Source organism: Amycolatopsis sp. NPDC102522 (assembly GCF_055584485.1).
In genome coordinates this window covers 33,995-56,666 of the sequence record NZ_JBVJLY010000010.1, presented here as the reverse complement: position 1 = coordinate 56,666, position 22,672 = coordinate 33,995, and the positions used below count along the sequence as shown (strand labels likewise).

Genomic DNA, 22,672 nt, shown 5'->3' with positions numbered 1-22,672 from the left:
TTCGGCGGGCGAAAACCGGAAGACCGATACGGCGGCCCGCACTGCTGTTTCCGAGCCTGGAAAGCACCAGGCTTCTTCCCATGCACACGAGCCAGAAACAGGGCCGGGACAGGTTCCTGGACATCGTCCGAGCGGTCGCGATCCTCGCGGTCGTCGTCCAGCACTGGGGCATGCCCGTGCTCTCCTACGCCGACGGCCACCTCAACACGGGGAACGCCCTCGCGACGCCCGGCTGGTGGGTCATCACCTGGCTCAGTCAAGTAATGCCTCTCGTGTTCTTCGCAGGCGGCGCGGCGAACCTGATCTCCTTGGGCCGCGCGGAAAGTTCCCGCTCCTGGCTCGCGGCCCGCCTCAAGCGGCTGATGATCCCGGTGCTGCCACTGGTGGCCGTCTGGCTGTTCGTCCCGGACATCCTGCGCGGGATGGGCATCCCGGAGCAGCCGCTGCAGGTCGGCGGCGCGATCGCCGCCCAGCTGCTGTGGTTCCTGGCCGTGTACGTGCTCACCGTGCTGCTCACCCCGATGCTGGCCGCCGCGCATCGCCGCTGGGGCCTGAAAGTCCCGCTCGTGATGCTGGCCGCGGCCGTCCTCGTCGACGTCGCCCGCTTCAACGACCTCGGCCTGATCGGTTTCGCGAACGCGATCTTCGTCTGGATGGCCGTGCACCAGCTCGGTTTCCACTACACGCAGGGCCGCCTCGGCTCACTGAGCCGCAACGCCGCGCTGGGCATGGCGGGCGCCGGTTTCGGCATCACGGCGCTGATGGTCGCCTTCGGCCCGTACCCGGCCAGCATGATCGGCATGCCGGGCGCCCCGGTTTCGAACATGAGCCCGCCCACCGTGCTGCTGGCCTTCCTCGCGATCGGCCAGATCGGGCTCCTGCTGGCCTTCAAACCGCAGCTGAACGCCCTGGCCGCCCGTCCGAACCTCGACGCCGCCCTGAAGTGGATCGGCCCGCGGTTCATGAGTGTCTACCTGTGGCACATGCCGGCGCTGATCGTCGTCTCCGGTGTCACGGTCTACGGCCTGGGTTACGAGACCCCCGAACCGGGTTCCGTGCTGTGGCTGACGATGGTCCCGGCCTGGCTCGGCGCCTGCGGGCTGGTGCTCCTCGGTCTCCTGCGGCTCTTCGCCCGCTTCGAAACGCAGGCCTCCGGCCCGGCCTCGACCGCGCAGACGCCTCAGCTCGTGCTGGCCGGGCTGGCGATCGCCGGCGGCCTGCTCGGACTGGCCGCGCACGGCTTCGCGCCGCTGAGCGACGGTCTCACGCAGGGTCCCGTGCCGTGGGTGGCGCTGGCGACCGGCGGTTTCCTCCTGGCGGGCAAGCAGATCCCGGTCTCGGAGCTGGGGACGCGGCTGCTCGGCCGGGCGCTCTCGGTCACCGAGATGGCGCAGCTCAAACGCTGAGCAGCTTCGCGGGGGTGTCGTGCAGCACCGCCCGCAGGAAAGGCTCACCCAGGCGATCGTCGGCTGCCCAGCCGGCGATCGCCTGCAGCTGTGTGGCGTAGGAGTACGGGATGTTGGGGAAGTCGGTGCCGAGCACCACGCGATCGGGGAACTCCGCCAGCAGATCCGTCCAGTCCGGCGGGAGCGGGTTGCCGCGCCGGGTGAAGTCGACCCCGACCATCGTGGTGTCGAGGTACACCCGCGGATACTTCCGGGCCAGCTCGAACGCGAAGTCGATCTCCGGCATACCCGCGTGCGCGAGCACCAGTGTCAGGCCGGGATGCCGGACCAGGATCTCTTCGAACAGTCGTAGCCCGGTGTAGGCGCCCTTCAACGGACCGTGTCCACAGTGGACGACCACCGGGACACCCGCGTCCGCCAGCGCGCCCCAGACGCCGTCCAGCAGCTCGTCACGCGGGTCGTAGGCGCCGACCTGGACGTGCGCCTTGAAACAGCGGGCGCCCGCCCTTAGCGCTCCGTCCACAACGGACAGTGCGGAGGGTTCGGGGTAGAACGTTCCCGTCGGGACGGCGTCCGGCACACGTTCGGCGAACTCCAGCGCCCAGGAGGTCAGCCATTCGGCCATCCCCGGTTTGTGCGGATAGACCAGCGGCGCGAACTTGCGCACGCCGAACGAGCGCAGGGTTTCGATCCGCTCTTCCTCCGACGTGCGGTAGTGCACCGGCCAGGCCATGCCGTAGTGCTCCTCGGCCTGGTCGAAATAGGCCCACACCTTGTCCATGACCGGCTTCGGCAGGAAGTGCAGATGAAGGTCCACGAGCCCGTCGATACCCAGCGCCGAGATCCACTCGGGGATCTCGGCGTCCGAAGCAGGTCCGTGGATCAATCGTTGTACCGGCCCTTCAGCGCCCGGCCCAAGGCCCGGCTGATGGTGCGGTCCGCGTCGCGTTTGGAGATGTCCTGACGCTTGTCGTAGGACTTCTTGCCCTTGGCGAGCGCGATCTCGACCTTGACCTTGCCGTCCTTGAAGTACATCGACAGCGGGACCAGGGAAAGCCCGCTCTCCTTGGTCTTGCCGATGAGCCGCTCGATCTCCTGGCGGTGCAGCAGCAGCTTCCGGGTGCGGCGCGGCGTGTGGTTCGTCCACGTGCCCTGCACGTACTCCGGGATGTGCACGTTGCGCAGCCACACCTCGCCGTCGTCCACCGTGGCGAACGCGTCGGCCAGTGATGCCCGTCCTTCACGCAGGCTCTTCACCTCGGTACCGACGAGCACGAGACCGGCTTCGTAGGTGTCGAGGATGGAGTAATCGTGGCGAGCCTTGCGGTTCGACACGATCACCTTGTGTCCACGTTCCTTGGGCATAGCGGCGACTCTACGTGATTTCCTGTGTTCGAGCAGGTGGTTATCGGGGCGGCTAGTGGCGCACGTACAGACGCAGCGTCACGTAGCCGGTGATCGCCGAAATGACGACCGAGACGGCGAGCAGGATCGGTGCCACCGGGAACAGCAATTCGAGCATGCCGACCGCGGGGAACACGTCACCGGTGAGCACCAAGTCGAGCAACAGCACCTTGGTGAGCACGAGGAAGACGATCCCGATGATCGCACCGACAAGGCCGGCGACCACCGCCTCCAGAAGGAACGGCAGCTGCGTGTACCACCGGGTCGCGCCGACCAGGCGCATGATGCCGACCTCGGTGCGCCGGGTGAACGCCGACACCTGGATCGTGTTGGCGATCAGCATCAGCGCGGCGATGGCCATGATCAGCGCGGCCCCGAACGCCAGGTTCCGCACACCGTTGAGCGCGTTGAACACGCGGTCCAGTGCCTTCTGCTGGTCGTCGACCTTGCTGACGCCGGGTTTGCCGGTGTACTCCTGGATGATCGCCTGGCTGCGCTCGGGGTTCTTCAGCTTGACGTGGAGCGACGCGGGCAGCGCCTCCGGCCCGGTCAGCGCGAGCAGTTCCGGCTGGCTCTCGAACATCTTCTTGAACCGCTCGTAGGACTGCTCGCGGTTCTCGAACACGACCGACTCGACGCCGTCGTTGCCCTGCAGGTCCTGGCGCAGCGCCTGGCAGGCGGACTGCGAGCAGTTCGGGTCACCCGAGCTGATGTCGTTGACCAGATAGACCGAAACCTCGACGTCGGCGAGGAAGTTGGCCTTCATCTTGTCGATCGTGCCGACGGCCAGCAGACCGAAGCCGAGCATGGCGAGGGAGACCGCGGTGGTGAGGATCATCGCGATGGTCATCGTGACGTTCCGGCGCAAGCCGGTGACTACCTCGCTGAAGACGAAACTGGCGCGCATCGGGGTTGATGTCCCTTGGAAGTCGTGGGTAACGGAGGAGGGCGGGGCCGGTCAGCGGCCGATGCCGTAGACGCCTCGGGCGTCGTCACGGATGACCTTGCCGAGCTGAAGCTCGACGACCCTTCGCCGCATCGAGTCCACGATCGAATGGTCGTGGGTGGCCATCAGCACCGTCGTGCCGGTGCGGTTGATCCGCTCCAGCAGCAACATGATGTCCTGGCTGGTGTCGGGGTCCAGGTTCCCGGTCGGTTCGTCGGCGAGCAGCACGAGCGGGCGGTTCACGAACGCACGGGCGATCGCGACACGCTGCTGCTCGCCACCGGAGAGTTCGTTGGGGAGACGGTCGGCCTTGCCGTCGAGGCCGACCAGTTCGAGCACCTCGGGCACGACCTTGCGGATCGTGGGGCGCGGCTTGCCGATGACTTCGAGCGCGAAGGCGACGTTCTCGGCGACGGTCTTGTTCGACAGCAGGCGGAAGTCCTGGAAGACGCAGCCGATGGTCTGCCGCAGACGCGGCACCCGGCGACGGGCGAGCTTGGCGACGTCGAAGTTGGAGACCATGACGCGACCCTTGCTCGGCACCTCTTCGCGCAGCAGGAGACGCAGGAAGGTCGACTTCCCGGACCCCGAGGGACCGATCAGGAAGACGAACTCACCTTTGTCGATCTCGACCGACACCCTTTCGAGGGCGGGACGGGTCGAGGTCTTGTAGACCTTGGAAACCTCTTCGAGCCGGATCACGGTTCGGCATACTACCCATGCCCGCCGTTAAGCCCGGGTAGCCCGGTCCCGGCGGCCAAGCGAGCAAGGGACCTTTGGTGTCACTCTCTTCCGGAGAGTGACACCAAAGGTCCCTTGCTCTTCTCACGCAGGGTTGTTACGCGGCTCCGGACTGCTTACGCCAGCGGATGCCCGCCTCCAGGAAACCGTCGATCTCGCCGTCGAGAACGGACGACGGGTTGCCGACCTCGAACTCGGTCCGCAGGTCCTTGACCATCTGGTACGGGTGCAGAACGTAGGAGCGCATCTGGTTGCCCCAGCTGGAGCCGCCGTCCTTGAGCGCGTCCATCTCGGCGCGCTCCTCCTCCTTCTTCCGCAGCAGCAGCCGCGCCTGGAGAACCTTCATCGCGGCCGCCTTGTTCTGCAGCTGCGACTTTTCGTTCTGACACGAAACGACCACGCCGGTCGGGATGTGCGTGATCCGCACCGCCGAGTCCGTCGTGTTGACACTCTGGCCGCCGGGACCGGACGAGCGGTACACGTCGACGCGGATGTCCTTCTCGGGGATGTCGACGTGGTCGACCTCCTCGACCTCGGGCATCACCTCGACATGCGCGAAGGAGGTCTGACGGCGGCTCTGGTTGTCGAACGGCGAGATGCGCACCAGCCGGTGCGTGCCCTGCTCGACCGAGAGCGTGCCGTAGACGTAGGGCGCGGTCACCTTGAAGGTGGCGGACTTGATGCCCGCTTCTTCGGCGTAGGAGATGTCGTAGACGTCCGTCGGGTAGTTGTGGCGCTCCGCCCACCGCAGGTACATCCGGAGCAGCATCTCGGCCCAGTCGGCCGCGTCCACGCCGCCCGCTTCGGACCGGATGGTGACCACGGCGTTGCGCGGGTCGTATTCACCCGACAGCAGGGTGCGGACCTCGAGGCCGTCGATGTCCTTGGTGAGCGCCGTGAGCTCGGACTCGGACTCGGCCACACTGGCGGAGTCGCCCTCGGCCTCGGCCAGTTCATAGAGGACGCCCAGATCGTCGAGCCGCTGCCGCAGCTCGGAAATGCGTCGCAGCTCACTCTGCCGGTGGGACAGCTGGCTGGTGACCTTCTGCGCCGCTTCGGGGTCGTCCCAGAGGTTCGGGCTGGACGCCTGTTCCTCCAGCTCGGCCACCTGGGCGCGCAGCGCGTCCAGGTCCATCACCGACTCGATCTGCGTCAGCTTGCCGGTCAGGTCCTTCAGGGCCGCATCGAACTCATCACTCACGTCGAACAAGGTTACGGCAAAACCCACGACCGGTTGCGAGTAACCGGTCGTGGGCACCCGTCCAGGTCAGGACTGAGGGATGGAATCCAGCAGTTTCAGGGCCGCTTTGGCCTGGGCCTGCGCGAATTCGGCGACCGCCTTGGCGTACGGGCCGTCGGCCCCCTTGGTGGCCGCCTTGGCCTCGTCGAGCTGCTGGGTGTAGCTGGCGCGCGCTGACTCGAGCAGAGTCGAGCGCTGCTTCACCGTCAGCGAACCGGCGTGCACGAGACGCAGGATCAGCGGGCTGCGGAGGTGGTCAGGACCGGCTTCGGAGGACAGCCACGTCTTGAACGCCTTCTTGCCCGCCGCGGTGATGAGGTACTGCTGGCTCGACCGCGGGCCCTGCTTGCCGAGGCGGACGAGGCCCTCCTTCGACAAGGCGGGGAGCTCCCGGTACACCTGGCTGCGGGTCACGCTGAAGAAGGCGCCGAAACGCTCACCCGCCCCCGCGACCAGTTGCCCGCCCGTGGCGGGACCGTCGTGGAGAAGACCGAGCAGTGCGGCGGCTGTTGCATTCAATTCGGACACGTACTCTACGGTCCCACTTTTCGGAACCTGTGTCCACTGTGGTCAGCGCATCTGTCCATTGTGGCTAGTGATATGCGCTCATTCGGCCCAACGCATTACGCCTGTCCACAATGGACCGAACACGCTGCGCAACCGGCCTTCGCCACGGACAGCGGTACGCGTCCCCCGCCCCGACCAACGACGGCGGGTGATCGACCCGGAGGGCGCACGGGCAGCGGAAGCGGAAAAGAAAGAAGCGCGGATCTGCGATTTCCGCAGATCCGCGCTTCGTTTTCTCTGTAGCGGGGACAGGATTTGAACCTGCGACCTCTGGGTTATGAGCCCAGCGAGCTACCGAGCTGCTCCACCCCGCGTCGTTGTGTTAATAGATTACACGGGGCCGAACCCGGGTTTCAGGGGGGTACCCTTAACTTCTCGAAGGGCCCTTGACCTGCCTTTATGGCGAGACTTTGTCATCCAGCCAAGCGAAGACGCCGTTGAGCACCATGGTCAGCCCGTCGCCGAACCTGCCCTCGACGTCCTCGTCGAAGACCCACGCGGTGTTCAAAATGTCGTACCGCGGGTCCCGTTCGCCCGGAACCGGATAAACCGCCTGCTCTTCGATCGTGAAACCGACGACGTAGCTGTAGACGGTGAACAACGCTCGTCCAGCCAGGTACAGTTCCAGCCCCGCGTCGACGCGGGGCTGGAGCGGATTGTCACCGAGCAGGCTGTCATCGGTCATGAAGGTCCCGGAGAAGACCTTTGCCCCGTCACGGTAAGCGAGCATCATCCGGCGCAAACCCCGCGCCGCCAGGTCGAGAGAGTCCCGCTCCCCCATACCTTCAGGCACCCGGCCCGGCATCGCGTCGGCGTACATCAGTGTCGCCATCTCGTCGAGCAGCTCTTGTTTGTTCTTCACGTGCCAGTACAGCGCCGGCGCCTTGACGCCGAGCTCCTGCGCGATGAGGCGGAGCGTCAGCCCGTTGAGCCCGACGTCGTTCAGCAGCCGCAGCCCGGCGCGGACGATGTCCTGCCTGGTCAGACCCACTTTTCACCTTCTTTCCCGCGGTAACTCCTTGACAATTTAACGATGTTAAGGGCACGCTGGGCGCAGGTCAATTTAACGTCGTTAAGGAGTGGTATGAACAACCTGGGGACGGACGTGGTCGTGGCCGGGGCGGGACCGACGGGGCTGATGCTGGCCCACGAACTCGCACTCGCCGGCGTCGATGTCGTGGTACTGGAACGGCTTCCCGAACGCACAGGACTGTCGAAAGCGCTGAACCTGCAGCCGCGCACCGCGGAAATGCTGGAGCTGCGCGGACTTCTGGACGGCGCCGAAGAGCGTTCGTTCACGACAGTGCAGGACGGACATTTCGCGATGATCCCCGTCGACTACCACGGTTGGGACACTCACTTTCCCTTCCAGATGGGGATTCCGCAGGCTCAGGTCGAGGAGTACCTGGAAGAACGGCTTGTCACACAAGGAACGAAGGTGGTGCGCGGAGCCGAAGTAATCGATTTCGTTCAGGACAAAGACTCTGTCTCTGTCCGGTACCGAACAGACGGTGGCGAAACCCGGCTGCGCGCGAAGTACCTCGTCGGCTGCGACGGTTCTCGAAGTGTTGTACGAAAAGGACTGAACGTGGACTTTCCCGGCGTGGACGGTGAAGGCTTCGGCGTCGTCGCGGACGTCCTGTTCGACAAAATCCCTGACGGTGCGCAAAAACAGTGGCGAACGATGCGGAACGTCGGCGAGCCGACCGGTGCGACCACGTTCAAAGGCCTGATTCCGCTGGGAGAACCGGGTCTCTACCGCTTCGTGTACGGCGACAGGGCTTCACGGCCTACGGACATCCGGTCCGCCGTTTCCCACGACGAAGTCCGGAAGGCGCTGCTCGACGCGTACGGCGCCTCCTCGACCGTGTCGGAAATCCGGTGGGCGTCCCAGTTTTCCGATGCCGCGCGGCAGGCCGAGCACTACCGCGTCGGGAGGGTACTGCTGGCGGGCGACGCCGCGCACATCCATTTCCCGGCAGGCGGCCAGGGGCTGAACCTGGGCGTGCAGGACGCCATGAACCTGGGCTGGAAGCTCGCCGCGACGGTGCGCGGCTGGGCCGGTGACGACCTGCTGGACACCTACGAGGCCGAACGGCACCCCGTCGGGGCTCAAGTGCTGCACAACGTCGCGGCTCAGCTGGGGCTGACTCCGCGGTCCCACGAGTCTCGCGCTCTTCGCGACTTTTTCGCCGACCTGGTCGAGCTGCCCGAGGTGAACCGGCACCTGGCGGGGATGGTCTCCGGTCTCGGGATCCGCTACACGACCTACGGGACTTCGCACCCGGCGCTCGGCTCGCGGCTGAACGACCAGGACGTCGCCACCGACGCGGGCCCGCTTCGGCCCAGCACGCTCTTTCACAACGGCGACTTCGTGCTCCTCACGACCTCCCCGGCCCACGTCGACGCCGCGCGGGCCCACGCCCGCTCGCCACGCCTGACGACCCAGCTCGTCACGGCCCTACCGTGGCCCTCCACGGACGCCGTCCTCTACCGCCCCGACGGCTACGCCTGCTGGGTCGCCCCCACCCCCACGCGATAGCAAAGGTCCCCCGCTCTCCGCCACTCCGGCGATACCAAAGGTCCCCCGCTACCGCCGCCACCTCGGCGCGATAGCAAAGGTCCCTTGCTCACTCCCGCGCTCATACGCTGCGCTACCGAACGCTTCGGGGGGTCCAGGGGGCGAAGCCCTCCCTGGCGGGGGTCCGGGGGTTCGACCCCCGGGGACAAAACGAAGGAGGCCCGGTCTGCGCAATCCGCAGACACGGGCCTCCTACCTCTGTAGCGGGGACAGGATTTGAACCTGCGACCTCTGGGTTATGAGCCCAGCGAGCTACCGAGCTGCTCCACCCCGCGTTGTGTCCCCTACCTTACGCCTGCGCTCCGAACAGGCGCAAAGCAGGGGGCCTTTAGGTAAGCGAGGTCACCCTCCGGGCTTGCTGGTGGGCGGTGCGCTGGCCGGCGGGCTGGCCTTGGCCGCCTCGTAGGCCCGGTATGCGGAGTCGAGCGCGGCAAGGGCAGCACCCTGATCCGCGTAGTTGCCCGTCTGCTGGGCCGCCTTGTATTTGGTCCAGGCGTCGTGCATCTCGCCCGCGGCTTTATCGAGCGCCGGATTACCGCTGGCAGGCGGCGGAGTCGTCGTACCCGGCGGCGGTGTCGTGGGTCCCGGAGTGCCGCCGGTCTGGGGTGGTGTGACCCCGGATCCGGTGCCCGCACCGAAGACCTGATCGAGCGCTTCGTTCAGCGTCGGCGCGAAGCCGATCTTGGTGCCGTACGAGACCAGGACTCGGGCCAACTGCGGATAGCTCAGCTGGTTCCGTTGCCGGATGTAGACCGGTTCCACGTAGAGGAAGCCGTTGGCGACGGGCAGTGTGATCAGGTTTCCGTAGGTGACCGTGACATTCGGGTTGTTGAAGAGTGTCCGGTCCTGCGCGACCCGTGGATCACTTTGGAATCTGTTCTGGACCTGGACGGGTCCGTCCACCTGGGTCGCGCCACTCGCTCCTGTGGGCAGTCTCAGGACCCGCATTCGTCCGTAGTCTTCGGGATCGGACGACACCGACATCCAGGCCGCCAGGTACTGCCGTTGGAGACCGGTCAGTGAACTGGTGAGCTGGAATCGTGATTTGGCGTCGCCCGGCGCGGTGGCCAGGACGTAATAGCCGGGCTGGTTGGCGATGCCGGAGGCGGAGGCGTTCACGCCGCCTTCCTGCGTCGGGTCCTGCGGGACGCTCCAGAAGGCCTGCTGAGCGTAGAACTCGGCGGGGTTGTTCACGTGGTACTTCGAGAGGAGTTCCCGCTGCACCTTGAAGAGATCCTCGGGATAGCGGAAGTGCGACCGCAGGTCCGGTGAGATCTCGCTGCTCGGCTTGACCAGGTCCGGGAAGACCTTCTTCCAGGCGTTGAGCACCGGCTCGTTGTCCTCGACCCCGTACAGGGTCACGGTGCCGTCGAACGCGTCGACGGTGGCCTTGACCGAGTTGCGGATGTAGTTGATCGAGGAGTTCGCCTGGCGGGTGGTGCCGCTGAGCGAGTCGTTGGTCGCCTGGCCGAGCTGGGTCTGCTGGGCGTACGGGAAATTGTTCATCGTCGTGTAGCCGTCGACGATCCAGATGATCTTGCCGTTGACGACCGCCGGGTACGGGTCGCCGTCGAGGGTCAGCCACGGGGCGGCCTTCGCGACACGTTCCCGCGGTTCGCGGTTGAACATGATCTTGGATCCGTCGCCGATGGCGTCGGAGAAGAGGATGTTCCGCTCTCCGTACTCGGCGGCGAAGACGAGCCGGTTGAACCAGTTGTCGATCGGCACGCCGCCGGAGCCCTTGTAGATGTAACCGCGGTCGACCGCGGTGTCGTACTCGCCGGGCGCCTGTCCCGCCGTGCCGCCGACGATCGCGTACGCGGCGTCGGTCGCGAGCTCGCCGTAGTAGATACGGGGCTCGTCCACCTTGATGCCCGGCTTGTTCGGGTCGGACGACCCGGCACCCGCCGGGTTCTGGGTGTCGCTGGTGGTGGCGATCGGGTAGCCGCCGTCGGAGTTGGCATCCTTCAGCGCGCGGTCGATCGTGTTGGCCGGCGCGGCGACGAAGCCGTTTCCGTGCGTGTAGACGAGGTGCTTGTTGATCCAGTTCGTCTGGTTGCCGGTGAGGCCTTCGGTCTTGATCTCCTTGGCCGCGACGATGTAGTCCTGCGTGACACCGTTGAGGGTGTAGCGGTCGATGTCCAGCTTGGACGGGAAGCCGTAGAAGTTCTCACGGCCGACACGCTGCGTGAAGGTGTCGCTGAGGATGTTCGGGTCGAGGAGCCGGATGTTCGGAACGGTCCCCTTGTCCGCCTTGATCTCCGCGGAGGTCGCCTCGGACTTGCCGGTGTAGTCCTTGTACTCGACGTTGGTCAGGCCGAACGCCTGACGTGTCGCGTCCATATTGCGCTGGATCGACGCCGATTCCTTCTCGTTGGCGTTGGGCTTCACGGAGAACTGGTCGAGCACCGCGGGCCACGCGACGCCTACGAGCACGTTCGACAGGATCAGCAGCACCAGCGCGATCGCGGGCAGCTGCAGATTGCGCAGGAACGCACCGGCGAAGAACGCGACGGCACAGATCACCGAGATGCACAGAAGGATCAGCTTCGCGGGCAGGACCGCGTTCAGGTCGGTGTAGGTCGCACCGATGAACAGCGGCGCCCCCCGGTCGGAGAGCAACAGGTTATAGCGGTCGAAGAAGTACTCGACCGCCTTAAGCAGCACGAAGATGCCGATGGTGATGGCGAGCTGGGCACGGGTCGGGCCGGCGAGCTGGCCGCCCTTGCCCGCGAGCCGGATGCCGCCGAAGACGTAGTGCGAGATCAGCGCGCCGAAGAACGCGATGACGACCGCGATGAACAGCCAGCCCAGGAGCCAGTTGTAGAACGGGAGGTCGAAGGCGTAGAAACCGACGTCGTTGCCGAACTCGGGATCGGTCTGGCCGAACGGTGTGCCGTTCAGGAACAGCTGCACGACCTGCCAGTCGCTCTGCGCGGACGCGCCGGCGATGAGCCCGGTCAGCACCGGGATGCCGATGCCGAACAGGCGGATCCGGCCGACGATCGCGGACCGATAGCGCGCGAGCGGGTCGTCGTTGCCGGAAACCGGCACGAAGACGGGCCTGGACCGGTACGCGATCATCAAACTGATCGCGAGCGCGCCTCCCACCAAGAGCCCTACGGCGAAGAACAAGACGACGCGGGTGATCAGCACCGTGCTGAACACCGTCCGGGCGCCTACCTCGCCGAACCACAGCCAATCGACGTAGGTGTCCAGCAGTCTCGCGCCCAGTAGCAGGGCCAGAATGACTACGGCGGCGATGATGAGCAGTATCCGGCTGCGCCGGGACAGCTTCGGCAGGCTCACGGGGGGCCGAGTGGCCACTGCACACGCTCCTGGTTTGGTGAACTTTTCGCGGGGGCGCGCGTACCGCGTGCGGCCCCTGATGCTCTAACTCTACGGATGCCGTCGGAAGTTCCCGGAACCCGCCCAAACCGGACTCGGAAGGCCGCTGCCCCGACCGCCTGGAACGATGTGCCAATGGCACCGAGTGAGCAGCAGGGCGTGGCCGGCCTGGCCCGCGAAGTCGAGGAGTTCGTAGCCTCCGGAGGATGGGATCAGCCGCCGCAGTTGTTCGCGCTGGTCCCGACCGCGGCGCTGCTGGACGAGCAGCCCGAACTGGCCGGGCAACTCGACCCGTCGGCCCCGCTGACGCCGGTCGCCCAGGAGTCGCTGCCGGACGGCGATCTGGGTGAAGCGCTGGCGCAGATCGCGTGGCCCGATCTGGTGCTGGGCTGCGCGCTCGCGCAGGAGATCATCGTGCTGCCTCCGGACGCCGAAGCCGAGCTTCCGGTAGTGCCCGAGACCGACGCCGAACGCCTGCGTCAAGCGGCCGCCGACCACCCGCGCCGGACTGAGGCCCGGCTCGTGGCCGCAGTGCTGCGGGACGGTTCCGGAGCGTGCGTCATGCGGCTTCGCGGTGCCGGACAGCCCGAAGAACCCGGTGACGTCCCTGTCGACGAGATCATCGAGAACCCGGAGCTGGCCCCGAACCTGCTCGAAGCCCTGAAGGCGACCATGCTGCCCTGACCTGCAAAAGAGAGCAAGGGACCTTTGCTATCGCCAGCTCCAGACATCCGCTGGGCGATACCAAAGGTCCCTTGCTCTTGTCAGTCAGACCCGAGGGGCGATAGCAAAGGTCCCTTGCTCCCCCGGTGGTCAGCAGGAGGCGGTCGGCCGTCCCGCCTTGAGGTTCTCGAGCTGCGCGATCGCCTCGTCCAGCGTGGCTACCTTGATCAGGTTCAGGCCGTCGGGCGCGGCGGTCTTCGCCTCGGCGCAGTTGTGCGCGGGCACGAGGAAGTCGGTGGCACCGGCCTCGCGAGCGCCGACCACCTTGAACGAGATGCCGCCGATCGCGCCGACGACGCCCTTCTCCGAGATCTCACCCGTTCCGGCGATGTGCCTGCCGCCGGCCAGGTCGCCGGGCTCCATCTTGTCGACGATCGCGAGCGCGAACATCAGCCCCGCCGACGGGCCGCCGACATCCTGCAGCGAGATCTTCACGTCGAAGGGGACATCGGCACGATCCACCGCGGTCAGGCCCATGAAGCCTTCCGGGCCATCGGGCCGCTGCGCGAGCGTGAGCGGCACGGTGCGTTCTTCCTGCCCGTCGGACTTGAAGGTGATCTGGACGGTCTGCCCGGGCTTCGTCCCGTTCAGCGCGGCCCGCACATCGGTCGCTTCCTTGACCGTCTGCCCGTTGACCACCAGAAGCCGGTCACCCGGGGCGAGCACCTTGTCCGCCGGGCTGCCGGAGACGATCGTCTTCGTGAGCACCTTCACCGGGAACTTGCGGCGCAGCGCGGCGACCTGAGCAGCGGTCTGCGAGTCCTGCAGCTGCTGGATGTTCTCTTGGCGGACCTGCTCGTTGGTCTCGCCCGGCTTGAAATACTCCTCGCGCGGAGCCAGCGCGTACCGACCACTCGCCCAGAGACCGAGCGCGTTGAACAGCGTGATGCCGCCATCGCGCAGGGAGACCGTCGTCATCCTCAGCTCGCCGGAGGTCTGGAAGATCTCGTGCCCATTGACCTGGATCACCGACTGCCCGGCGGCGTCCTTGCCGAGGGTGTCGTAGGTCGGGCCCGGGCTGATCGCCACATACGGCACCGGGATGAAGAACCCGACCAGTGCGAAGGCGACGAACAACGCGCCACTGACCAGCAGTGTCCAGCCGCGCCGGGTCAGCCGCCGTTCGGAGCGGTCCTGGTCGCTCGCGGAGCCCGCACGGCTCCGCGCTGCTGTGGTCTCCTCCGAGGGCTCTGTCACGCGTGACAGCGTACGGTGACGGTGTTCGCTTCTCGGTGAAGGCCACGCTCATCACTCCACTTGACGAGCTCTGGGTCCCAGGACCCGCGTACGGTGGGTGCCATGAGCAAACCCCCGTTCGGCTTCGGACCGCCCGATCCCGACAAACGAGGCGAGAACGAGCCGTCGGATTCCGGCGGCCAGCCCTCCGGCGCCGAGGCCTTCAATCAGCTCGGTCAGATGCTCAGCCAGCTGGGCCAGATGCTCAGCCAGGCCGGCAGCTCGACCGGGCCGGTCAACTACGACCTGGCGAAACAGATCGCGTTGCAGAACCTCAGCAGCGAAAGCGGCGACTCCAAACTCGGCTTTTCGTCCTCCAGCGGCGGCGACTCGAGCACAGCCGTCCGTGACGCCGCCCACCTGGCAGAGCTGTGGCTCGACGCCGCGACGATCCTGCCCGCCGGAGCTACGACGACCGTCGCGTGGTCCGCGCGTAACTGGGTCGAGAAGACCCTGCCCACCTGGCAACGCCTCTGTGACCCCGTCGCCCAGCAGGTCTCGGGTGCGTGGGTCCAGGCCCTGCCCGATGAGGCCAAGCAGGCCGCCGGTCCGCTGCTGTCGATGATGGGGCAGATGGGCGGGATGGCCTTCGGCTCCCAGCTCGGTAACGCCCTGGCTCAGTTGGCTTCCGAAGTGCTCACCTCCTCCGAGGTCGGCCTTCCGCTCGGCCCCGCGGCCACCTCCGCGCTCCTGCCGGCGAACATCGAGAAGTTCACCGAGGGCCTGGAGCTGCCGACCAGCGAGGTGCTGGTCTTCATCGCCGCGCGCGAGGCCGCCCACCAGCGGCTGTTCGCCCACGTTCCCTGGCTGCGGCAGCGGCTGCTGGCCACCGTCGAGGAGTTCGCGAGCGGTATCTCCGTCGACACCTCGGCGCTGGAACAGCTCGCGGGCCAGATCGACCCGTCGAACCCTGCCAGCATCGAAGAGGCCATGTCCTCCGGCCTGCTCGAGCCGCAGACCTCGCCCGAGCAGAAGGCGGCGCTGAACCGGCTGGAGACCCTGCTCGCACTGGTCGAAGGCTGGGTCGACGTCGTGGTCGCCGAGGCCATCGGCGACCGCCTCCCGGGCGCGGACGCGCTCCGGGAGACGCTTCGCCGCCGAAGGGCCACCGGTGGCCCCGCCGAGCAGACCTTCGCCACCTTGGTCGGGCTCGAGCTCCGGCCCAGGCGGATGCGGGCGGCTTCCGCGCTGTGGAAGCTGGTCGGCGACCAGCACGGCATCGAGAAGCGGGACGGCCTCTGGTCCCACCCCGACCTGATGCCGACCGCCGAGGACCTCGACGAACCGCTCGACTTCGCCGAACGTCTCGGCGATGGCGAGTCGACCCTCGAAGGCATCGACCCGATCGCCGAGATCGAACGCGCCGAGCGCGAGAAGAACAAGCCCAAGGACGACGAAGACAAGAGCTGAGGCACGTCAGTCCTCCGCCGCGATGCCCCAACCGGCGGCGGAGGACAGGCCCTCCAGGTAGCCGATGGCGCGCTCGGTCTTGGGATAACGGCGAACCAGCTCCCAAAACGCCGCGTTGTGCCCTGGTTCCTTCAAATGCGCCAGTTCGTGCACGAGGACGTAGTCCAGCACCCAGGCCGGCACCCGGCGCAGGCGATCACTGACCCTGATCGTCGCGTCGACCGGCGTGCAGGACGCCCACCTCGTTCGCATCGGCGGTACCCAGCGAACGCTCGCGGGTATCGCCTTTCCGTCCAGATACTTCGCCGAGAGCACGGCGCAGCGCGCCAGCAGCGCCTCGTCAGAGGCCTTCGGCGGTGCTGCCTGCCGCGGCCCCTTGCGCAGCAGCTTGCGCTGCATCTCGGCTACCCAGTGCTTCTCCTCGGCCCGGGTCATCCGGGCAGGGATCAGCACGACGAGGGTGTCCTCGTCCCAGTACGCGGTGACGGTCCGATGGCGGCGTTGGCTGCGCCGTACCTCGACCTTGTGTTCGGGAGTGTCCGACGGATTCGTCGTGTCCCGGCTCCTCAATGAGGGCGTCCGTGCTTCGACCACTCGACCACGGTAAGGCCAGTCACCGACAACTCCGAGGGCCGAAAGGTCACAGCCTCGAGTTGTCCACAACGAGGTCAGCCTGTGGATAACTCGCGTTTTCTCGGCGGTCGGCCGGCGAACCAGTGCGATCCTGTGATCATGAACCTGCGCGCACCGGATCTCCGATCGATCATCCTGCCCGCCTTCCCGGTCCTGCTTCCCGGCCTGGATGTGCTGGAACGGGGGAACGGCGAGATCCAGGTCGGCCTCGACCCCGCACACGCCGTGGTGATCGCCGGAGTCGCCACCGAGGTGGCCGAAGCGCTCCGAGGGCTGGACGGGAAACGGGCCGCCGACGACATCGTGCTCGCGCAGAGCGAACACGATGAACAGCTGCGGGACCTGATGACCGACCTGACGGCCCGGGGGCTCGTGACCGACGCGGGGGAACCTCAGCGGCATCCGAGACAGAGGCCGGAGACAGGGCTCTGGTCGCTCCGCGCCCGCCATCATCAGGCGGCCATGACGGCGCGCCGCGAACGCACCGCGGTGGCGATCCACGGCGACGGCAGGCTGGCCGTGGCCATCGCCGTCCTGCTCGCCAACGGCGGAATCGGGCACATCGACATCCGGGCGTCGGGCACGGTGCGCGAACGCGATCTGGGCTCGGGCTTCACCGAGGCGGAGATCGGCATGCCGCGCCGGGAGGCGATGGCTCAGGTGGTGCACCGGGCCGGGGCGGACACGTCGACCACCCGGCTCTACTCGGACCGGCGGCCGGAGCTCGTGCTGCTTACCGACACCGTGGTGCCTGCTCCCGAAGTGATCGAGGAACTCGTCCGGGACGGGATCAGCCACCTGCCGGTGCGCGTCCGGGACGGGGTCGGCATCGTCGGACCGCTGGTGGTGCCCGGCCGCAGCAGCTGCCTGCGCTGCGCGGACCTGCACCGCGCCGGCCTCGACGAGTCCTGGCCGAGGGTGGCGAGCCAGCTCGCGGGACGGGTGCAACGGCCAGACCTCGGCGCCGTGCAGGCGTGCGCCGCGCTGGCGGCCGCGCAGGCACTCCGGCTGCTCTCGCCCAGCGATCATGCGCCGCCCGCGTGGAACGCCACCCTGGAGATCGACTTCTTCGACGGCGCGATCCGCCATCGCGACTGGCCACCGCACAGCGGCTGCGGATGCGGCGCCCGGTGATACAGCGAGCGACGTAGCCCACACACACGCCCTCAACAGGCTGCGCGAGCGGAGTGAATCAAGGCAGAATCGCGAGGGTGACCGACTCCCGCAACGCCGAGGACCGAGAAGCCGCCATCCCCCGCAACGGGGCAGCGCGAACGGCGAAGCTGGCCAGTATTCCGCTCGGCATAGCGGGCCGGGCGGTCGGAGGCTGGGGCAGGCGGCTGACCGGGCAGAGCGCCGAAGAGGTCAACGCGACACTGTCCGCCAAGGCCGCCGAGCAGCTCTTCGAGGTCCTGGGGACGCTCAAAGGCGGCGCGATGAAGTTCGGCCAGGCCTTGAGCGTCTTCGAGGCGGCAGTGCCGGACGAGATGGCGAAGCCCTATCGCGAGGCCCTGACGAAGCTCCAGGCCGCGGCGCCGCCCATGGCCACCCGCCAGACCCACCGGGTCCTCGCCGAGCAGCTGGGACGCACCTGGCAGCAGCGGTTCTCCGCGTTCGACGACGAGCCCGCCGCGTCCGCGAGCATCGGCCAGGTCCACCGCGCGACCTGGCACGACGGCCGCGAAGTCGCAGTCAAGGTGCAGTACCCCGGAGCGGACGACGCGTTGCGGAGCGACCTTCGGCAGCTCCAGCGTTTCAGCAGGTTGTTCCAGGCCTTCGTGCCGGGGACCGAGGTGAAGCCGCTCCTGGCGGAACTCGCCGAGCGGATGAACGAAGAACTCGACTACCAGGCAGAAGCCCAGAACCAGCGCGCCTTCGTGAAGGCGTTCGAAGACGTCTCCGGCTTCGTGATCCCCCGTGTGGTCGCCAGCGCGCCGAAGGTCGTCGTCACGGAGTGGGTCACCGGCACCCCGCTGTCGAAGATCATCGCCGGCGGCGACAAGGAAGCCCGGGACCGCGCGGGCCGCCTGCTCACGGAGTTCCACTACTCGTCGCCGGAACGGGCCCGGCTCCTGCATTCGGACCCGCACCCCGGCAACTTCATGCTGACCGCCGACGGCAGGCTGTGCGTGATCGACTTCGGCGGGGTTTCCCGGCTGCCCGAGGGGATTCCGCAGCACCTCGGCGAAATGACCAGGCTGGCACTCGACGGCGAGTCCTCGAAGCTCATGCGGCTGCTCAGGGAGTCCGGTTTCATCCGGCCCGACGCGGAACTGCAGGCCGATGACGTGCTCGCTTACCTGGCGCCGTTCACCGAGCCGCTGGCGGGCGACACGTTCCACTTCACCCGCCGCTGGATGCAACGGCAGGCTGGACGAGTCGGCGACACCCGCGGCCGGGATTTCAGGATCGGCCGCTCGCTCAACCTGCCGCCCGAGTACCTGATGATCCACCGGGTGACCGCCGGATCGACCGGCATCCTCTGTCAGCTCGACGCGGAGATCCCCGCCCGCGCGATCGTCGAACGGTGGCAGCCGGGCTTCGCGGCCTGAGAAGTTATCCACAGGGAACGGTGCGGCTGAGCCGAAATCGGGGTCGTTCGGGCGAGTTGTCCACAACTTCGCGGAAGCGGTTCCACCCGGACGGCCCAACGGCCATCCTCGATTCATGGCCACTACACGAAGCGCCCGACTCATGGCGCTCAGTAACACCAGCGAGTCCGGGATCATCACCAGCCGCGAGCTGCGCGAGGCGGGCGTCACCGCGCGTTACGCCGCGAAGCTCTGCGGCCCGGGCGGTCCTTGGCGAAGGCTGATGCCGGGTGTGATCCTGTTGCGCGACACCGCGCCCACCCGGCTTCAGCTGCTACAGGCCGCTGTCGCGCGGTTCGGGCCGGAGGTGGCGGTGACGGGTGCCGACGCGCTTCGAGCGCGGGGTGTCGACTGCCCGGTGACACGGGAGGTCCATCTCCTCGTCCCTGACTATCGGCGCGTCCCGGCGGAGCCCGGCATGCTGCCCCGAAGAACCACCCGGATGCCGCCGCCGACCTTGATCGACGGCGTCCCGTTCGCCCCCGCAGCCCGGGCGGCGCTCGATCTGGCCAGGCTGGAGCTCGATCCCGCGCGGATCGACGAGCTGATCTCGCTACCGCTGTACTGGGGTCTGTGCACACTCCGAGAGCTCGGCGACGAGCTCGATTCCGGTAACCGGCGAGGCTCGGCCGCGGTCCGTACGGCTCTGCGACGCGTCGATCCCGAAGAGACCTTCGCGCATGGACTGGCGAAGAAGGTCCTCAGCGGCTGCCCGCTGCCCTCGCCGTCGTGGAACACGACGATCTGCGACCGCCGAGGTCGTCCCATCGGCGCCGCCGACGCCTGGTGGGACGACATCGGCCTGGCTTGGCAATTCCGTGCCCCGAAGCAGGGCACCGCGGATTTTCACCCGTTGGCGCTGACCGCGACCGGCACGGTGCTGGTCCGCTGCACCATCGACCAGCTGAAGAAGGTTCCGCTGGAGGTCGCGGCCGAGCTGGTCAGGGCGTTCGCCGAAGCGGCGCGGACGCCGCGGCCGAAAGTCCTCACGCTCGGCCGGATCGACGCCGCCTGAGGCGCTCACCAGTACTCGTCCGGCAGCTTTCCTTCGATGTCGCGGGTGTGGCGGCGTGCGCAGGCAGGGCACATCCAGCGCACGACGTTCTTCTCACGAGTGGAAACCCAGGCGAGCGTCTGCGCTGGATCCTCGTCGGCGCCGCGGATCCGGCCACACAACGAACAGCCGACGGGTTCGCTCACGACCGCCGTCCACAATGGATCGTCTTCGCCCCTTGGAGGAAAAGATCCTGGCGTGCGCCGAGGAAGACCTGGCTAGCCGGATTCACCAAGGCGGCCACGGTCTCCTGGTCAGCACTGCCCAGGAGGTCGCCGGCCGCCTCTGCCAGCCAGGTCACCCGCTCGATGACGAACTCGCGCAGCAGTTCCGGCCCGGGCGCCGGGTGATGGATGAGCGCCCCGAAGGAGTCGACGCCGGTCAGGCCTGCCCGTTGGAGCGCGATGTTCCAGCCGTAGGGCATGGAGACGGAGCCGGGAATGCCAGCCCGCATCTCGGCGAACCACTCGCTTCGGGCGGCGAGCAGTCTCTCCTCGAGCCCGGGGCGGCCGATGCCGAGGTCCCAGGGGAGGCAGTTGAAGTCCAGGCCGCCCTCGGAAATGGCGACCAGCCCGCCGGGGCGGGCGAGGCGGGCGAGGGTGTCGATCGCCGCTTGCTGATCGGGCAGGTGGTGAACCACGCGTGACGCCCAGACCAGGTCGGCGGGCGGGAGTTCGGCGGGCAACCCGTCGTCGGCCACGTCGGCATGGACCGTCTCGACGGCGGCGCTGTCCCCCGCGGCCGCGCTGACGACCCGGTGCGCTTCGGCCAGCAGGTGCTCGGTCGCGTCGACCAGCACGATCCTGGCGCCGGCGGAGGCGAGCTCCTCCGCGAAGAGCACGCTCATCCCGCCCGCACCGCAGCCGACGTCGAGAATGGTCGGCTCGTCCGGCAAGCCATCCAGCAGCCGTCGGGCCGCGACCCGCATCGGCTCGGCGTCGAGGGCTTCGGCCAGGCGAAGCGATCGAAGCCGATCGGCCCAGTCGATGTCGTCGTGCGTGTGTACGGCCATTCCCCCAGTGAACACCACGCCGAGCCACGTCACGCCCAAAAAGGGAGCGGGGGGGGGGGGGGGGGGGGGGGGGGGGGGGCGGGGCCCCCCCCCCCCCCCCCACCCCCCCCCCCCCCCCCCCCCACCCGACCCATCCGCGCCGCTCCCAGTTCCGAAGGCCTGTCATGACACCGGGATCAGGGGTTCATCCGCAGCAGCGGAAGGCCCGAGGGCGTGCGGATCTCCAGCGCCTTGATGTCCCCGGCGCGCATCGCGGTGCCGACCACGATGTGCGCGGTGTCCTTGGGCATCGCGCGCCAGGACGCCAGTTCGCTGGTGCCCCCGTCGGCGCCGACGGCGACCAGGATGTAGTCCCCGGTGCGGTTGCCGCCGTAGCTGCACGTCATGTCGACCTTCGTGCCGGTGTCCGTGGCGGACATGGCGACGTCGGCGGTCACCGGGTAGTCGCCGAGCGGGGTCATCGGGTCGCCCGCCGACGCGATCGGCCCGGTCAGGACGACGGCGAGCGCGACACCGGCCGCGACGGCCACCCCGGCCGCGGTGGTGGTGATCGCCCGTTGGATCCGTCTTCCCCGGCGGACCCGTTTGAGCACGGCGGGCAGCAGTTCCGGCGAGGGCGCCGGTTCCTCCTCCAGCAGCGCGGGGGCGCCGGCTTGGGCGAGCAGTCCGGGGATCCCGGCCAGATCGCGTACGGAAGCCGCGCACCGGTCACACACGCGAAGGTGTTTCTCGTAGGCGAACCGGTCTTCCGGGGACAACGCCCCGAGCACGTAGGCCGCGTCGTAGGTGGCGAAGGGGTCGGTCATTGAGTCACCCCTCTTTCCTCCAATACCAGCCGCAACGCCCGCAAGGCGTAGTGCGTCCGCGACTTGATGGTCCCTTCGGCCACACCCAGCCGCTTCGCTGCGTCGGCGACGGAGTAACCCTGGAAGTAGCACAGGACAAGGACGTCTCGATGCCTCGGCGAAAGCTCGCCGAGGGCTTCGGCGACCAGCCAGCCCTGAACAGCCCGTTCGGTGCCGTCCGTGACCGCCGTTTCGGGCGGTTGACCGGTCACCACCTCCGGATGCGTCTCGGAAGCCCGCCAGTCGTCGATGGCGATCCGTCTCGCCACGGTGAACAGCCAGCCCCGCGCCGATCCCTCGGACTGGTCGAGCACCTTGGCGTTGCGCCAGGCCCGCAGCAGCGTCTCCTGGACGACGTCCTCCGCGCGGACCCGGTCACCGCTGGTCAGGTGCAGTGCGTAGGACCAGAGCGCCGCGGCGTGCTCGTCGTGCAAAGCCCGCATCAGCCGGTCCTCCGCGAATTCCTTCACCGATCCGTGCTTTCGCGGTTGCGAAGCAGAGGGAGGGCGAAGACCACGCAAGCCGCTTCGGTGATCAGGCCCCAGAGCTCGGCCTGGGTCGTGAAGCGCTCCGAGACACCGAAGAACCCTGTGGTCAGGGAGAGCACGTACGCACCCAGCGTCGCCAAGCCGAAGCCGATCGCCGCCAGCGCGGGAAGCCAGTGGTGCCAGACCAGGACGGCGACCGCGATGACCACACCCGCCACGACGTTCACCAGAAAGAGCGGTCCGACCACGTCCGTTCCGGACGCCCAGTCCTGCCATACGACGTAATGCACCCACGCCGAGCCGAGCAGGCCCGCCGCCACCACCGCCCGCAACAACCACCGGATCATGTCCGTATCTCTTTCCGCGTGTTCGGTTCCCCTATGCCTTTGAACACGGAAAAGAGGGCCTCTCGGTTCAATCCCGCACCCGATGGTCGGCCAAATTGAA

22 protein-coding genes and 2 tRNA genes are annotated in these 22,672 nt (G+C 67.7%); 7 read left to right on the top strand and 17 right to left on the bottom strand.

Going from position 1 to position 22,672, the window contains the following annotated elements; translation table 11 throughout:
• The first annotated feature begins 80 nt into the window (after window positions 1-80).
• Window positions 81-1,406 carry an acyltransferase family protein gene (locus ACZ6YV_RS23485; protein ID WP_465511651.1) on the top strand — a complete coding sequence of 442 codons (1,326 nt, stop codon included), beginning with the start codon at window positions 81-83 and terminating at the stop codon, window positions 1,404-1,406.
• Here the strand turns inward: ACZ6YV_RS23485 and ACZ6YV_RS23480 are convergent.
• From ACZ6YV_RS23480 to ACZ6YV_RS23445, 8 genes are all read right to left on the bottom strand, one after another.
• Window positions 1,396-2,292 (bottom strand): amidohydrolase family protein, encoded by an 897-nt coding sequence (locus ACZ6YV_RS23480; protein WP_465511650.1) that lies wholly within the window; start codon window positions 2,290-2,292, stop codon window positions 1,396-1,398. The two genes, ACZ6YV_RS23485 and ACZ6YV_RS23480, sit on opposite strands and share 11 nt — an antisense overlap.
• Window positions 2,289-2,771, bottom strand: coding sequence for an SsrA-binding protein SmpB (gene smpB, locus ACZ6YV_RS23475; protein ID WP_101612637.1), 483 nt, complete (start codon window positions 2,769-2,771; stop codon window positions 2,289-2,291). The genes ACZ6YV_RS23480 and smpB overlap by 4 nt, the downstream gene beginning before the upstream one ends.
• 52 nt (window positions 2,772-2,823) lie before the next feature.
• Window positions 2,824-3,717, bottom strand: a complete 894-nt coding sequence (gene ftsX, locus ACZ6YV_RS23470) for a permease-like cell division protein FtsX (RefSeq protein WP_465511649.1) — start codon at window positions 3,715-3,717, stop codon at window positions 2,824-2,826.
• Window positions 3,718-3,768: 51 nt separating this feature from the next.
• Window positions 3,769-4,458 carry a cell division ATP-binding protein FtsE gene (gene ftsE / locus ACZ6YV_RS23465; RefSeq protein ID WP_005168409.1) on the bottom strand — a complete coding sequence of 230 codons (690 nt, stop codon included), beginning with the start codon at window positions 4,456-4,458 and terminating at the stop codon, window positions 3,769-3,771.
• A 136-nt stretch (window positions 4,459-4,594) separates the two neighbouring features.
• On the bottom strand, window positions 4,595-5,698 hold the full coding sequence (gene prfB / locus ACZ6YV_RS23460) for a peptide chain release factor 2 (protein WP_020633848.1): 1,104 nt from the start codon (window positions 5,696-5,698) through the stop codon (window positions 4,595-4,597).
• A gap of 66 nt (window positions 5,699-5,764) precedes the next feature.
• Window positions 5,765-6,265: a PadR family transcriptional regulator gene (locus tag ACZ6YV_RS23455; protein WP_020633847.1), complete on the bottom strand. Its 501-nt coding sequence runs from the start codon at window positions 6,263-6,265 to the stop codon at window positions 5,765-5,767.
• Window positions 6,266-6,544: 279 nt separating this feature from the next.
• Window positions 6,545-6,618: transfer RNA gene (locus ACZ6YV_RS23450), tRNA-Met, on the bottom strand.
• Window positions 6,619-6,701: 83 nt separating this feature from the next.
• Window positions 6,702-7,295 carry a TetR/AcrR family transcriptional regulator C-terminal domain-containing protein gene (locus ACZ6YV_RS23445; RefSeq protein ID WP_465511648.1) on the bottom strand — a complete coding sequence of 198 codons (594 nt, stop codon included), beginning with the start codon at window positions 7,293-7,295 and terminating at the stop codon, window positions 6,702-6,704.
• Between the two features lie 93 nt (window positions 7,296-7,388).
• Between ACZ6YV_RS23445 and ACZ6YV_RS23440 the strand changes: the two genes are divergently transcribed.
• Window positions 7,389-8,846, top strand: coding sequence for an FAD-dependent monooxygenase (locus ACZ6YV_RS23440; RefSeq protein WP_465511647.1), 1,458 nt, complete (start codon window positions 7,389-7,391; stop codon window positions 8,844-8,846).
• Window positions 8,847-9,086: 240 nt separating this feature from the next.
• On the opposite strand, the gene ACZ6YV_RS23435 is transcribed toward ACZ6YV_RS23440, so the two are convergent.
• Window positions 9,087-9,160: transfer RNA gene (locus ACZ6YV_RS23435), tRNA-Met, on the bottom strand.
• 67 nt (window positions 9,161-9,227) lie between these two features.
• The gene (locus ACZ6YV_RS23430; protein ID WP_465511646.1) at window positions 9,228-12,212 is read right to left on the bottom strand and encodes a UPF0182 family protein; all 2,985 of its coding nucleotides are present in this window, start codon (window positions 12,210-12,212) and stop codon (window positions 9,228-9,230) included.
• A gap of 156 nt (window positions 12,213-12,368) precedes the next feature.
• On the opposite strand from ACZ6YV_RS23430, the gene ACZ6YV_RS23425 reads away from it, so the two are divergent.
• Window positions 12,369-12,917 (top strand): PPA1309 family protein, encoded by a 549-nt coding sequence (locus ACZ6YV_RS23425; RefSeq protein WP_465511645.1) that lies wholly within the window; start codon window positions 12,369-12,371, stop codon window positions 12,915-12,917.
• A 129-nt stretch (window positions 12,918-13,046) separates the two neighbouring features.
• Here the strand turns inward: ACZ6YV_RS23425 and ACZ6YV_RS23420 are convergent, their stop codons facing one another.
• A complete protein-coding gene (locus ACZ6YV_RS23420; protein WP_465511850.1) occupies window positions 13,047-14,051 on the bottom strand; it encodes a YlbL family protein in 1,005 nt (334 codons plus the stop codon).
• Window positions 14,052-14,255: 204 nt separating this feature from the next.
• On the opposite strand from ACZ6YV_RS23420, the gene ACZ6YV_RS23415 reads away from it, so the two are divergent.
• A complete protein-coding gene (locus tag ACZ6YV_RS23415; protein ID WP_465511644.1) occupies window positions 14,256-15,602 on the top strand; it encodes a zinc-dependent metalloprotease in 1,347 nt (448 codons plus the stop codon).
• A gap of 6 nt (window positions 15,603-15,608) precedes the next feature.
• Here the strand turns inward: ACZ6YV_RS23415 and ACZ6YV_RS23410 are convergent, their stop codons facing one another.
• Entirely contained in the window at window positions 15,609-16,172 is a 564-nt protein-coding gene (locus ACZ6YV_RS23410) for a M48 metallopeptidase family protein (RefSeq protein WP_005167498.1), read from the bottom strand.
• A 162-nt stretch (window positions 16,173-16,334) separates the two neighbouring features.
• On the opposite strand from ACZ6YV_RS23410, the gene ACZ6YV_RS23405 reads away from it, so the two are divergent.
• The 3 genes from ACZ6YV_RS23405 to ACZ6YV_RS23395 all read left to right on the top strand — a co-directional run bounded on the left by ACZ6YV_RS23405 (window position 16,335) and on the right by ACZ6YV_RS23395 (window position 19,841).
• Window positions 16,335-17,369, top strand: coding sequence for a hypothetical protein (locus ACZ6YV_RS23405; RefSeq protein WP_465511643.1), 1,035 nt, complete (start codon window positions 16,335-16,337; stop codon window positions 17,367-17,369).
• A 77-nt stretch (window positions 17,370-17,446) separates the two neighbouring features.
• Window positions 17,447-18,787 carry an ABC1 kinase family protein gene (locus ACZ6YV_RS23400; protein ID WP_465511642.1) on the top strand — a complete coding sequence of 447 codons (1,341 nt, stop codon included), beginning with the start codon at window positions 17,447-17,449 and terminating at the stop codon, window positions 18,785-18,787.
• Between the two features lie 142 nt (window positions 18,788-18,929).
• Complete coding sequence (locus ACZ6YV_RS23395; RefSeq protein WP_465511641.1) at window positions 18,930-19,841, top strand: hypothetical protein; 912 nt, start codon at window positions 18,930-18,932, stop codon at window positions 19,839-19,841.
• Window positions 19,842-19,846: 5 nt separating this feature from the next.
• On the opposite strand, the gene ACZ6YV_RS23390 is transcribed toward ACZ6YV_RS23395, so the two are convergent.
• The 5 genes from ACZ6YV_RS23390 to ACZ6YV_RS23370 form a co-directional block, all read right to left on the bottom strand.
• A complete protein-coding gene (locus ACZ6YV_RS23390; protein WP_465511640.1) occupies window positions 19,847-20,026 on the bottom strand; it encodes a hypothetical protein in 180 nt (59 codons plus the stop codon).
• The gene (locus ACZ6YV_RS23385; RefSeq protein ID WP_465511639.1) at window positions 20,023-20,892 is read right to left on the bottom strand and encodes a class I SAM-dependent methyltransferase; all 870 of its coding nucleotides are present in this window, start codon (window positions 20,890-20,892) and stop codon (window positions 20,023-20,025) included. Before ACZ6YV_RS23385 ends, ACZ6YV_RS23390 begins: the two co-directional genes overlap by 4 nt.
• A 176-nt stretch (window positions 20,893-21,068) precedes the next feature.
• Window positions 21,069-21,698 carry an anti-sigma factor family protein gene (locus ACZ6YV_RS23380; RefSeq protein WP_465511638.1) on the bottom strand — a complete coding sequence of 210 codons (630 nt, stop codon included), beginning with the start codon at window positions 21,696-21,698 and terminating at the stop codon, window positions 21,069-21,071.
• On the bottom strand, window positions 21,695-22,207 hold the full coding sequence (locus ACZ6YV_RS23375; protein ID WP_465511637.1) for a sigma-70 family RNA polymerase sigma factor: 513 nt from the start codon (window positions 22,205-22,207) through the stop codon (window positions 21,695-21,697). Before ACZ6YV_RS23375 ends, ACZ6YV_RS23380 begins: the two co-directional genes overlap by 4 nt.
• Window positions 22,204-22,572: a hypothetical protein gene (locus ACZ6YV_RS23370; protein WP_465511636.1), complete on the bottom strand. Its 369-nt coding sequence runs from the start codon at window positions 22,570-22,572 to the stop codon at window positions 22,204-22,206. The genes ACZ6YV_RS23375 and ACZ6YV_RS23370 overlap by 4 nt, the downstream gene beginning before the upstream one ends.
• Window positions 22,573-22,672: the final 100 nt, after the last annotated feature.

Bases quoted from the DNA above. Each gene is read 5' to 3' on its own strand.
- ACZ6YV_RS23485 (WP_465511651.1), top strand. From the start codon at position 81: ATGCACACGAGCCAGAAACAGGGCCGGGACAGGTTCCTGGACATCGTC.
- smpB (WP_101612637.1), bottom strand. From the start codon at position 2,771: ATGCCCAAGGAACGTGGACACAAGGTGATCGTGTCGAACCGCAAGGCT.
- ftsX (WP_465511649.1), bottom strand. From the start codon at position 3,717: ATGCGCGCCAGTTTCGTCTTCAGCGAGGTAGTCACCGGCTTGCGCCGG.
- ACZ6YV_RS23440 (WP_465511647.1), top strand. From the start codon at position 7,389: ATGAACAACCTGGGGACGGACGTGGTCGTGGCCGGGGCGGGACCGACG.
- ACZ6YV_RS23425 (WP_465511645.1), top strand. From the start codon at position 12,369: ATGGCACCGAGTGAGCAGCAGGGCGTGGCCGGCCTGGCCCGCGAAGTC.
- ACZ6YV_RS23415 (WP_465511644.1), top strand. From the start codon at position 14,256: ATGAGCAAACCCCCGTTCGGCTTCGGACCGCCCGATCCCGACAAACGA.
- ACZ6YV_RS23405 (WP_465511643.1), top strand. From the start codon at position 16,335: ATGAACCTGCGCGCACCGGATCTCCGATCGATCATCCTGCCCGCCTTC.
- ACZ6YV_RS23395 (WP_465511641.1), top strand. From the start codon at position 18,930: ATGGCGCTCAGTAACACCAGCGAGTCCGGGATCATCACCAGCCGCGAG.
- ACZ6YV_RS23385 (WP_465511639.1), bottom strand. From the start codon at position 20,892: ATGGCCGTACACACGCACGACGACATCGACTGGGCCGATCGGCTTCGA.
- ACZ6YV_RS23380 (WP_465511638.1), bottom strand. From the start codon at position 21,698: ATGACCGACCCCTTCGCCACCTACGACGCGGCCTACGTGCTCGGGGCG.
- ACZ6YV_RS23370 (WP_465511636.1), bottom strand. From the start codon at position 22,572: ATGATCCGGTGGTTGTTGCGGGCGGTGGTGGCGGCGGGCCTGCTCGGC.